Consider the following 11,727-nt stretch of genomic DNA (forward strand, 5'->3'; position numbering starts at 1 on the left):
CCGTCACAGTAGGCGACAAGACCGGTAATCTTCCATCCGACCAAGTAGTCACAGGTAAGGAGAAAGAGGACACGAACTTAGTGGTTAACCAACCAACTAAGACGGAAGTTGAAGATCCCGCCCACTTGACCGACGCTGAAAAATCAGCCGTAGAGGAAGCCGTTCGCCAAGCGAATCCAGATCTACCATCTGACGCCGTGATCACAGTATCCGACAATGGTGAAGTGACAGTCACAGTAGGTGACAAGACCGGCACTCTTCCATCCGACCAAGTAGTCACAGGCAAGGTAGAAGAGGGCACGAACTTAGAAGTTAACCAACCGGCTAAAACCGAAGTTGAAGATCCCGCTCACTTAACTGACGCTGAGAAATCAGCTGTTGAGGAAGCTGTTCGCCAAGCGAACCCAGATCTACCATCTGACGCGACAATTGAAGTATCCGACAACGGTGAAGTGACAGTCACAGCAGGCGACAAGACAGGCAACCTTCCATCCGACCAAGTAGTCACAGGCAAGGTAGAAGAGGATACGAACTTAGAGGTTAACCAACCAGCTAAGACCGAAGTTCAAGATCCATCCCACTTGACCGATGCGGAGAAATCAGCGGTTGAAGAGGCTGTCCGCCAGGCCAACCCAGATCTACCATCTGACGCGACAATTGAAGTATCCGACAATGGTGAAGTAACAGTTACAGTAGGCGATAAGACTGGTACTATCAGTCCAGCCAATACTGTTGAACAAGCTGGAATGACTGTTGATAAATCAGCACTTGAAACTGAACAAGGCAAGGAAACTTCAGTCAAAGAATCTGATGCATACAAGAAGGCGGATCCAGTTAAACAAGCTGCATACGATAAAGCTTTAGAAGAAGCTAGCAACATTTTAGCTGATCCAAATGCCACTCAGGCACAGGTTGATCAAGCCTTGAAGGTTCTTGAAGAAGCACGTGCTGACCTAAATGGTCAAGCGTCAGAATCAGGCAAGCTTAACCTACCAGCAGTTACGACTGTAACTGATCCAGCCCACTTAACCCCAGCTGAACAAGCTGCGATTAAGGAAGCTATTCGCCAAGCTAATCCAAACTTAGCTGACGCTATGATAGTTGTACATCCAAATGGATCAGCTACCGTGACAATTGATGGTCAAGAGATCACGCTTACTGCTGATCAACTTGTTGTTAGACGAGCAGCAGATGCTGGGCAAGCAGCTAATACTGATGCTTCGAAGCCAGCCACAGATGCAACGCAGGCTAGTCAAGCAAGCATTAAGCAAGTAGCCCAAGATCCAGCAGTGACCACTGGTCAAGCAAGTCAAGTTGCCGAATCTCAGACAACGAGTCAAGATTCACAAGCAAGTGATTTGCCTGCCACTGGTGAGACAACAAGCTATGGAGCTCTAGGCGCAGCGATTCTGTCTATTCTTTCAGGTATTGGTCTGATTGCACCACGCAAGAAGGAAGAAGAATAAAAAATAAGATAGAGTAGTTTCTAACTAGAGACTCGACCATGCAACAGCCCCCTCTAATAGAGTGGGGCTGTTTTTTGTGGGGATTAGTTACACAAAAAACAGGAAGAACTCAGTTCTTCCTGTTAAATGGGATTTCCTGTAACAATTAAGTTTAAGCTTAGAGAGTAATTGGGTTTTACTTTTTCCGTCGAAAGTCTTCCACAATAGCCACTAACTCATCCAAGGTCTGGGTGCGGACCACGTAGCCGGTGTCGCCCATGACCTTGACCACCATCTGCGGGTTGCGCTTGATCTCGACAATGGCCGGACCGTACTTGGCTTCTAGGTCTTGCTGGGAGAGTTGGTAGGCCAGCTGGTCGTGACGGGCTAGGTAGCCGGTGTAGTAGCCGGGTCCCATCTCAAGCGAGCACTGGTTCTGGGTGACCACCTGGGCGTAGGCCTTGTAGACGTCGATGTCGTAGGCGTAGTTGAGCATATCCACAGAAGCCCCACCCGGCGGCCGGCAGTTGAGCTCCAAGGCCAGGAGCTTGCCGGTCTTTTTGACGCGGAAGAATTCAATATGGAAAAAACGTTCCTTGATCTGGAAGGCTTGGACCACCTGACGGCCCAGGTCCAAAATATCTTGCGGCGGATTCGGGTCCACATAATAGAAGAGATCGTCGCCACCAGACATGGTCGTCAGAACGGGCACTTCGTAAGCCATCGAAGACTCGCAGACAATCTGCCCCTCCTGGTCGGTCAAGCCGTCAAAGGTTACAATGTCACCATCAATGGCCTCTTCCATGATATAGGGCAGGTCCTGGCGCTGGGCCAGAAATTCATCCAAGGCCTGAGCGTCCTTCAAGAGCCAAGTGTCACTGGCTCCCACCCCATCATCGGGCTTAACCACAACGGGATAGCCCAGCTTCTTGGCCAACTTTCGGGCATCGGCTGCGTCCTTGAAGACCCGGCCCTTAGGAGCAGGAATCTGGTGGTCGATGAAGACTTTTTTCATGCCGGACTTGTACTTATAAGCAGGGAGCTGGTCTAAGTGGACGCCGGGGACGTTGAAGTCGGTGCGCAGCTTGGCATCCAGTTCCATCCAGTGCTCGTTATGAGATTCGATCCGGTCAATCTTGCCATGCTTGAAAGCCAAATAAGCCACTGCCCGGTAGACCTGTTGGTAGTCCTCCATGTCGTCCACCCGGTAGTATTCCGTTAGGGCCTCCTTCAAGTCCTGGGGCAGCCACTCATAAGGCTCGGCCGCAATTCCCAAGACATTCACCCCCGCCTCCTTCAAGCGCGTCGAGAAAGCGATGAAATTCTGGGGAAAATGAGGCGAGATCATAATGTAGTTCAACTTCTTCACGTCCTTCATCCTCTCATTCGTATTAGGATTATTATAACACGATGAGAAACAAATGGAAATATAATATTATTCTAATCAAGAATATTAGAAGGCGAGATAAAGTGTGATAAATCACATAAAAGAAATTACACGCCCTCTCAAATACAGATTGCAACCACTAGTCCAAGACCAGCCACTCATTATCCACCCAACCCATGATGGTATCCAGATACTGAATCAGGGAACTACCGGGGCGGGTCTGGGCAATCTGGTAGCGTCGCCCCTTGACAAAAGCCGGCATAGCCCAGCCGTTGGCCCAAGTCTGGGTGTCGGGGTGGAGGGTAACGGTTTGGCCGACTGCTAGTGGGGTTGGACGAGGGCTACGGCCAGCTTTTTGCAGCAAGGCTTGATCTAGTTGGTCCAAGTAGCCGGGGTAGAGGCGGTCCAGTTGGCGGCGGATGGACCGCATGGCCTTGCTGTAGGCGGTGTAGCCACTGGCGGCGTAGTCATATTTGGCGCCGCCCACCTGGAAGAGGCCGCGGACAGCCAAGTCGAAGTCACTCACCCCAGCCACCCGGTAGAGATGGTGGGGCCGAAGCAGGTGGACCCAGTCTTGGAGGAAGTCCTGGAAGCTGGCATAGTGGACATAGACACCCCCTTCAGACTGGGGTCTGGGCGAGCCGGGCGTCTTGGGGACCTCGGGGTGGCCTTGGTAACTACTGGACCAGGTGATCCCGGCCCAATTATTGTCCAGCTGGGCCAACTTGGAATGGCCCCAATGACTCTCCAAGTAAAAAAGACAAAGGATCAGGGAGGGCAAGATCCCCTGCTTCAAGCCTGCTTGCTGGATGGCTTGGATCTTATCACGGGACAGGGTGTGGCCGTTGAGGGTCAGGTCTTGGTCTGCTTTTGTTGAAGGGCTTTGGGAGCTGGGTGTAGGAGCCTTGGTGGAAGTGGCGGTTGGATGACTGGTTGATGAAGCCTGATTAGAGGCTGTGGCCGGGTGGCTAGCGGAAGTTTGCGGGGCACCGGTAGGCTTTCCTCCGCCCTCTGTCGCTTGTGACTGGCGTCCACCACCCAAGAGCCTGATATTGACTGCTGCTTGAACTTGTGAGGCAGAATAACCAGCCTCTTGAAGGCGGCGGATTCGGTCTTGTCCGTTGCCCCACAAGCCTTGGATGACTTGATTGACCAGGTCAGGCGAGACGGGCGGGGTGGTATTTGAGTGGGGGGTCGCTTTTTTGCCTGGTTGGTCGGGGCGGTAGGGTGGTCTGGCATAGCCCATAATGCGGCGGTCCTGCCAGTTGAAGCGGTTGCGGGCGACCTGGTTGCGGCTGTTGCCTTCAAGGGTCCAGACATCCTGGTCGCTGGCCCAGGCTTCCACCCAACCAATATGGTCAGCGAATCCACCACCGTCCCAGTCGAAGCAGATAATATCGCCTGCTTGAGGCCGGGTCTTGCGACCTAGCCAGATGCCTTTTTGCTTGAAGATTTGGATGTGACGTTGGACGCCACATTCTCGGCCAATCCAGGGGCTGAGGCCGACTTGGTCGGCTACGACAGTCACGAAGAGGTCACACCAGGCGTCGCTAATTTGGACGGCATAGCCGGCTGGCCGGGGTTGGACTTGGTTGTAGGAAGCGACGAGTTGCCGGTGACCGCTGGATCCGGCTTGAAGGCCCAAGTAGGATCGGGCCTTAGTCAGCACTTGCTGGGCTGTAACGGGACAGGCCATGGCCGCCACCTCCTCCGTGGTAATGATGACTGGACACTTGAAGTAGACTGCCTAGAAAGACCGCCAGCAAGTTGAGCCCGGTAACCAGGGAGTCTAAGGGCCAGCCGAAGGCCTGACAACAGCCTTGTAGGAGAACAATTAGCGCCGGCAGGAAGATTAGGGCCAACCACTTGAGCCCGTCATAAGCGCGATTAGGCATAAGCATAGGCCGTCACCTCCTCCAAGTCATGAATACGCCGGTCATGGGTGAATAAGGTGCGCTCAATATCAGCGAGCGACTCACTATGATGGGAGAGATCCTCATGCATGGCATCAATTCTAGCAATCAAATTCTGCAAAGCCTGAATCAAGTCGATCAACTGCTTGACCAGGGTCATAACCGCAATCAATGCACTCGCATAAGAACCATACTCAATCAAAGACATAACAACCATCCTTTCGAAATGAGTACATATAATAGAAGAGATCGGAAAAAAGGGTGTGGGTTCTATCACCCTTGAAAATATTTATGAGGTGAATACGCGGTTCCCATCGCCCTTGAAAATAATTATGAGGTCGATGGGCGGGTTCCATTACCCTTGAAAATTATTTATGAGGTTAATGGGCGGGTTCTATCCCCCTTGAAATTATTTATGAGGTCGATGGGTGGGTTCCATTACCCATGAAAATATTTATGAGATCGATGGGCGGGTTCTATCCCCCTTGAAAATTATTTAAGAGGTTAATAGGCGCGCCCCATCCCCCCTTGAAATTATTTATGAGGTGAATGGGGAGGCTCCATTACCCTTGAAAATATTTATGAGGTTAATAGGGGGACTCCATTACCCATGAAAATATTTATGAGGTGAATAGGCAGGCTCCCATCGCCCTTCAAAAATCCATATGAGGTCGATAGGGCAAGCTCCACAGCCTAAACTTAATGCCTGCCCGAAGGCAGGCATGGGGAGGGTATAGGAAAAGGTATAAAGGAAAATCTTGGAGTGAGAAGGAGAGTTATAGAGACAGTATCCGGTTGGAGGGATGGGAGTTTAGATGGCGGTGTAGACTTCGTCTACTTGACGGGTGATGTAGCGTGCAGCGACGGCTTCTTGGTAGGGGTTGACTAGGCCGTCTTGGAAGATGGGATTGGCGACCACATGGTCCATAACGCCTGCCACTTCTGCTTGGGTCAAGTTATCCGCAGGGTTACTAATCACGATTTTCTTGGAAGTGCCGGCTTGGGATTTGAATTGAAGTTCGAGTTGTTTAGTGATTGTCATGAGGGACCTCCTTAGGCGATTTGGTAAGTTTCTTGAACTTGAGTCTTAGTGATCGGATCAAGAATTAGCTTGGCTAACTCATCGCGCAAGCTGGCGACGGCTTGGCCCGTGGCCTCTTGCTTCAAGTGCTTCAAGGTTAAGCGGCGGGACTTGTCGGTGATCGGGTCTAAGCTTTCAATGACCACCTGGCTGGTAAAGAATTCTTTGTTCATAGTATCGACTCCTTTGCTTTTTTGTAAACTAGCTTACACCCCTATACACGAAATTTTTGGCAAAAATGTCAACCAATTATCAAAAATAATTAGGGGATTAAAAGAAAGTCCTTATAGGGTGCTAGTTTTGCTTGGATATTCTGCCGGTGCTTGTGGAGACCTTGGCGAGTCATGGCCAGCCGGTCAGCAATTTGTCCCATTGTCAATTGGTCTTGGACAATGAGCTGGGCGATGTTGAACTCAGTGTCATTTAAGATTAGACGCAATTGGTCTAGCAGGTCACGTTCTAAGTAGTCGCTAGCTTCTGGAAAAGGTAAGTGGTCAAGAACTTCGCTTGTAAGGTCAACTCTATCTGGTTCGTCTTGCCTCAACAGATCAATCAAATGCCAGCGCAGGCCGCGTTGGCTGTAGGCGACAAATTGGCGGGCGACATCTAAGTCCTTGAGGTCCCCTTGGAAGCTAAGGGCTAGGTCAATCAGCTTGAGCCGTAACTCTTGTAAGTAATCATCCCGATCAGGGTGATAACCATAGATGCCTAAGCTGTTCAAGGTCTTATGCAGTAAGGGTTCGAACTGGTCGAGAATCTCGCGGTACCATTCTTCTCTCATCCGGCTACCCTCCTTGCCTTGGCCCAAGTCGAGATCGGTTCGATATAGGAATGGGCCTTCTTACCCGGACGGTTCAAGTAGGTCTGGTAGTCCTTGATTCCCTCGCTGCGCCAATTGTTAATAATGCCATGGAAGTATGGATAAGGCTCCCTAGCCTTACTGGCTAGGCTAATTGCTTCAGTCAAGAGCTGGTCTCCGAATTCATCCGCCAGATCCGCTAAGTCTTCCACTTGCTGAATAGATAAGTGCCCCAAGTCTAGCGATAACCTAATCAAGTAAGCCGGTAGGTCGGAAGAATCCAGTAGAAATTGCTGCCAGACCTTCTTAGTGCTCCTTGATTCCAGCAAATGGAGTCCTTGCGAATCGCTAAGGGAATCGGACCCCGATTCGGGCCCCGATACCTCATTCTCATTGTCATTTACATTGTCATTGTCATTGTTCTTCTCCTTGTCATTTGGCTCCTGACTGACAAGTGACTCGGCCAAGCCCTGAGAGCGACTCAAGCGGTCTTCGAATAAGCTCTGGACCTTCTGGTCAAAGGGTCGAGCCGACTGCCGCCAAAAATCCAACAAATGCTGGTAAGTCACCTGCAGTAAAGTCAAGGACTTAACCGCATCCAGTTCACGGCCCAAGCAAGTCACTACCGGTGTCCCCCCGCGGACTATGTTATAAGTCAAGGCGTCCAAGACGGCCACCTCCTGGGTGAGTGAGTCATAAGCAATCACCTGGTAGACCTCCTGGAAGCGAGTCAACAATTGGTCAATCAAGTCCCCCTCAAAGCCCAAGTCAAAAGCGATCCGCCGCCTGGGTAGGCGGTAGATCCCTAATTGACTGGACTCAGGTCCCGTCATCAAATACAAGTGGAAGAGACAATCCTCCGGGCTATAGCAATCTAATACCAAGGGATCCAACCAGAAGTCACGGTCAACAATACGCTTGATACCCATGTCAATCCCCCCTAAGTGTAGTCCTGGGCTAAGAAGGGGAAGGCAATCAAGGTGGCTTCTTCTGCTGTTAGTTCTAAGTGAGTAAACAAGATATGGAGCACTTCAAGTGTCGGATTAGGCAGGGTCTGGTTGTTGGGGTTCATTAAGCGACGAATGGTTGAAATACTAATATTACAGGTCTCGGCCAAGGCATGAATGTCAATATTCTTACGGATAATCAGGTCACGGAATTCTTCTCTGTTGAAAATCATAATAAACCTCCAAAGGGTATTTTTTTAGAAGCAGCTGTTTCTGAGTCCAATGTAAGCGATTGGTCCAGGTTATGCAAGAGGATTATAATATTCAAGTATAGGAACCAGCAAATCAAAATTTACAAGGGCATTATGATTAGATTTTTGTAAAGATTGTGCAAATTTTAGGTAAAGATAATGTAAAGGCCGTGAAAAACCTCTGAAAATCACTCAAAAATCGAAATAAAACAAGAAAAAACCACTAGAAAATAGCAATATAATACAATTATGATAAAAAGGTTATGAACAAATAAAACTTTTCTCATTCTGTAAATGAATGAGCAATAAGCTTGGGGAGAATTGTAAAGATTATGTAAAGGCGAAAAAGGCCCTTAAATGAGAAATGAAAAAATTTACATTAAAAACAGGTCTACAATGCTAAACATTTATAATCATACTAATTCAATTATAATCTAAAATATGAGTGAGGATATCAATCAGATAAAGAAGCTCAAAAATTATAGTGTAGCTGCTAAAAGTATGAAAAACAGTTTTCATGAATCACCTCGGTAAGTTTATGAGGTAAATATAGCGGAGGAGGCGCAATAAATATCGAAAATAGAAAAAATAGAAAAAAACAAATTCACTATAATTTCTCTGTAATAATCAAAAATTTCCCTTCTAGGAACATTTATGGACAAAATAAACGTGGAAATCAAAGAGAAGTATAGTATAATAATAACATGATTTCAGAATCCAATGGATTATTTAAATTATGAATAGAAATGTTTATGATTTAAATCACACTCTGAAATTATTTGGGTCTGGATTACTTTTAGACCTAATATTTCTGTTTCTATTACTGAATACTCTAAATGGGAGGAATGTACATGGTAGGAAAAAATAACAAACATGTAATTAGACAGCGTGATAGCCGTAAGGTCACACGCTATGCTATTCGTCGCTTAACGGTTGGGGTTGCCTCAATTGCTGTTGGGGGACTCTTATTTGCTAGCGATGCAGCAATCGCACAAGCAGCTGAAGAAGTGGCAACAACAGATGTCACTGTTGATCCAGCAGGAGAAGCGGGTGCACCAGCAGATGGATCAGCAACTGAAGGAGCAGCTCCATCAGCTGAACCTAACGTAGCACCAAATCCAGCTTCAGAAGCTAATGAAGGGCTAGAACCAGAGGCTGGAACAGCAAGTGCTTCTGAAACACCATCAAATGATGGAACAGCACCAACCGAAGTTAATCTTGAGACGGCTCCAATTAATGAAAGAGCTTCTGAATCAGAACCAGGAGTGACAGCAACTAGAGCGACTACTTATGCTGCACCAGCAGATGGATCAGCTGAGGAGCCGGTACAACCTGAAGTTAAACCAGCTTCAAGTATTGAACCAAAGAATCTGATTGAAAAAGGCGAAGAAGGGGAAACCGTAAAAACAAGAAACGAAGTTGAACCTCGAGCCAATGAATTAACCTTTGGTAAAGATAAAGATGGAAATATCATCAGCAAAGACGCCTCAGAGGCAGTAGCTAATAAATCTGAATTAGCTGAGGCTAAATCATATGAATGGGTGAAAGCTCCTGAAATTGGCGACACAAAAGCTCATGTCAAAGTCACTTATAATGATGGTTCTTATGACATCTTAGAGGTTAACGTTCAAACGCCAAATAGACCTGAAGATGATCCAGATTCAAATGTCATCACATCAGGTGGTACTAGCGAAGCAGATGCTATTGAAGCAACAGGAAATGATCCAAGAGCTAGTTTCACTTATCAAGGTAGAGCTTGGATTGAAAATGAACCGAGCTTTGGTGGTGGCCCAGATGATGGCGACCAACCTGTAGCTGGACAAAAAATCTACCTTCAATGGCGGGATCACAAAGGTATTATTTCTCCAATCTTCTATACAACTACTAAGGCAGATGGAACATTTATCTTTGATTTATCAAGACCTGTATTAAATGCCGATGGTTCTATGACTAAATTTACCCTTACAGGTATTAATGGAGCTAAGACGGGTGTTAGAACATGGGCAGAACCTCTTGAAGGATATTCTGTCGTAAAATCAGGAGATATGTACGGTGCTAGATTCCAAACTAGAACTGATAGAACTCAGGAGAACTGGGACTTCACTATCGGCGTTGAAAGAATTGTTGGTGGTGTTGTTCAGTATCAAAGAAAACCAAATGTTGAAGGTTGGTTAGCCAAACCAGAAAGTGAGTGGGTAAGACCTGAAACGACTGATGGCTACTGGCCAGATAATGGTAACTACGGAGTCATGCGTGGTAAAGTTTGGTATGAAAACAACGAAACCAATGGTGGGGTTACAAACGAGTACCTAGGTCAACCAAGAAATGGTGATGTATGGGCAACCGGTATGGAAGTCGTTGGTTCCTATGTTAATGATGAAGTAGCTCGTCAGTTTGACCAATGGAAAGATAATAATAAAGGCTATACCCATGACCAATTCAAACAAGCACAAAAAGATATCATTGCTGCATATGAAGCCGAACATGGTAAAGGATCTGCTATTGCTGAAACTGTAGTAGGTAAGGTGGACAAAGATGGTAACTATAGAATTCCATTTAGAGGTTTATATGGTGTCTCTAGAAATAGACAAAATGCAGTAGCTCAAGTATCTAATAAAATTACTGATGAAGAGTTTGGTAAACTTGTAAGAGATGAAGAAGTAAATCACTCTGATTCAAGAGTTTGGGATGGAATTGTTAACCTAAGAAACCGTCATATTAACTATGACTATTCATATGTTTACCCACTTGTAGGTAATAATGATGTTTGGATGAAAATGTATGAGGATAACATGTTCCAATCTTCCTACTCAATTGGGGGACAATTAAATGCAGGTACGAGTATTTCCGGTATCCAGTTTGCAATCCTTGCCGCACAGCCAGTTCATGATGTAACCAATAAAGATACAAATGAAAATTGGGCAAAACCAGGTGACACGGCTGAATCTCATACAAAAGGCTTGCATCCTAACCAAGTTTACAAAGTTAGATGGTTCAAAGATGGTAAAGCTATAGGCGAAGCTGTGGAAATGAGATCTGATAACTTGGGTGAATTTGGCTCTGTTCCAGTTACTGTATCAGATGATCTAACAGATGATTCTGTTTATACATCTGCAGTATTTACAGCAAATGACAAAGCTGATAACTTGGCGAATGCACTTTATGCTGATTCATTCGTTGCAAGACCAGTAGTTAAGAAAGTTAACCAAGCTGATCCAGTTAAGAAGGGTTATACACGAGTAACCTTCTTACCAGGTGAAGACGGTAGCTTTGATAATGGTAGTGGAGCTGTCTACTATGATATATTGGAAAACTATACTTTAAAAGAAGCTCAGGAAGCAGCTAAAAATTCTGCCGTTCCATTAGAGATACCTAATGTAACACCAGCTGATAATGCATATCCATTCCATGGATGGAAACTAAATACAAATAATAAATTTAGTTCATTGGATGCATCTAACATTAAGTTAAAAGACTTAGCAGATGCTAATGGCCGACTAAAAAATGGCGTGCCAGTAACACTAGTTGCAGGATATGCAAATGAAAAAGACGCCGCAAAATACGAGCCAGCCTATACAGAAACAGCCGGTAAAGTTGGTGAAGAAGCTACTTCTGCAGCACCAACCTTTACTGATAAAGACGGTCAATCAGTTACCAAACCAGAAGGTACTAAGTTTAAGTTAGGGCCAAATGCTCCTACAGGCGCTACAGTTGAGGAAGCTACAGGTACTGTAACTTACACACCAACTGATGGAGATGCAGGTACTACAGTTGAAATTCCAGTAGTTGTAGAATATGCTGATGGCTCAACTGATGAAGTGAAGGCACCAATCAAGGTTGCTGATAAAGATGCTGCTAATTACGACCCAGTAGGCCAAGACCAAACTGTAAAAGTTGGTGACCA

The 11,727-nt window shown here is 46.5% G+C and carries 11 protein-coding genes; 2 read left to right on the forward strand and 9 right to left on the reverse strand.

The genetic code is table 11. The features are described 5' to 3' along the window. Positions 1 to 1,466, forward strand: a 1,466-nt coding sequence (locus T408_RS11335) for an LPXTG cell wall anchor domain-containing protein (protein WP_035420514.1), incomplete at its 5' end; no start/stop codon positions are given. 175 nt (positions 1,467 to 1,641) lie between these two features. Here the strand turns inward: T408_RS11335 and T408_RS0108750 are convergent. The 9 genes from T408_RS0108750 to T408_RS0108790 all read right to left on the reverse strand — a co-directional run bounded on the left by T408_RS0108750 (position 1,642) and on the right by T408_RS0108790 (position 7,805). Continuing rightward, complete coding sequence (locus T408_RS0108750; protein ID WP_211230841.1) at positions 1,642 to 2,793, reverse strand: ATP-grasp domain-containing protein; 1,152 nt, start codon at positions 2,791 to 2,793, stop codon at positions 1,642 to 1,644. A 178-nt stretch (positions 2,794 to 2,971) separates the two neighbouring features. Beyond that, on the reverse strand, positions 2,972 to 4,528 hold the full coding sequence (locus T408_RS11850) for a glucosaminidase domain-containing protein (protein ID WP_051444862.1): 1,557 nt from the start codon (positions 4,526 to 4,528) through the stop codon (positions 2,972 to 2,974). Beyond that, complete coding sequence (locus T408_RS0108760; RefSeq protein WP_028119587.1) at positions 4,491 to 4,733, reverse strand: phage holin; 243 nt, start codon at positions 4,731 to 4,733, stop codon at positions 4,491 to 4,493. Before T408_RS0108760 ends, T408_RS11850 begins: the two co-directional genes overlap by 38 nt. Further along, the gene (locus tag T408_RS0108765; RefSeq protein ID WP_028119588.1) at positions 4,720 to 4,953 is read right to left on the reverse strand and encodes a hypothetical protein; all 234 of its coding nucleotides are present in this window, start codon (positions 4,951 to 4,953) and stop codon (positions 4,720 to 4,722) included. The genes T408_RS0108760 and T408_RS0108765 overlap by 14 nt, the downstream gene beginning before the upstream one ends. Before the next feature lie 603 nt (positions 4,954 to 5,556). Further along, entirely contained in the window at positions 5,557 to 5,787 is a 231-nt protein-coding gene (locus tag T408_RS11345) for a DUF2922 domain-containing protein (RefSeq protein ID WP_035420516.1), read from the reverse strand. 11 nt (positions 5,788 to 5,798) lie between these two features. Further along, complete coding sequence (locus T408_RS0108775) at positions 5,799 to 5,999, reverse strand: hypothetical protein (protein ID WP_028119589.1); 201 nt, start codon at positions 5,997 to 5,999, stop codon at positions 5,799 to 5,801. Positions 6,000 to 6,088: 89 nt separating this feature from the next. Beyond that, on the reverse strand, positions 6,089 to 6,607 hold the full coding sequence (locus T408_RS0108780; protein ID WP_028119590.1) for a sigma-70 family RNA polymerase sigma factor: 519 nt from the start codon (positions 6,605 to 6,607) through the stop codon (positions 6,089 to 6,091). Further along, positions 6,604 to 7,554, reverse strand: a complete 951-nt coding sequence (locus T408_RS11855; protein ID WP_028119591.1) for a DnaD domain protein — start codon at positions 7,552 to 7,554, stop codon at positions 6,604 to 6,606. The genes T408_RS0108780 and T408_RS11855 overlap by 4 nt, the downstream gene beginning before the upstream one ends. Before the next feature lie 11 nt (positions 7,555 to 7,565). Next, positions 7,566 to 7,805, reverse strand: coding sequence for a helix-turn-helix domain-containing protein (locus T408_RS0108790; RefSeq protein ID WP_028119592.1), 240 nt, complete (start codon positions 7,803 to 7,805; stop codon positions 7,566 to 7,568). 869 nt (positions 7,806 to 8,674) lie between these two features. Between T408_RS0108790 and T408_RS0108795 the strand changes: the two genes are divergently transcribed. Further along, positions 8,675 to 11,727, forward strand: a 3,053-nt coding sequence (locus tag T408_RS0108795; RefSeq protein ID WP_028119593.1) for a Rib/alpha-like domain-containing protein, incomplete at its 3' end; no start/stop codon positions are given.

This window comes from Hutsoniella sourekii ATCC 700629 (assembly GCF_000518205.1).
Lineage (GTDB): Bacteria > Bacillota > Bacilli > Lactobacillales > Aerococcaceae > Hutsoniella > Hutsoniella sourekii.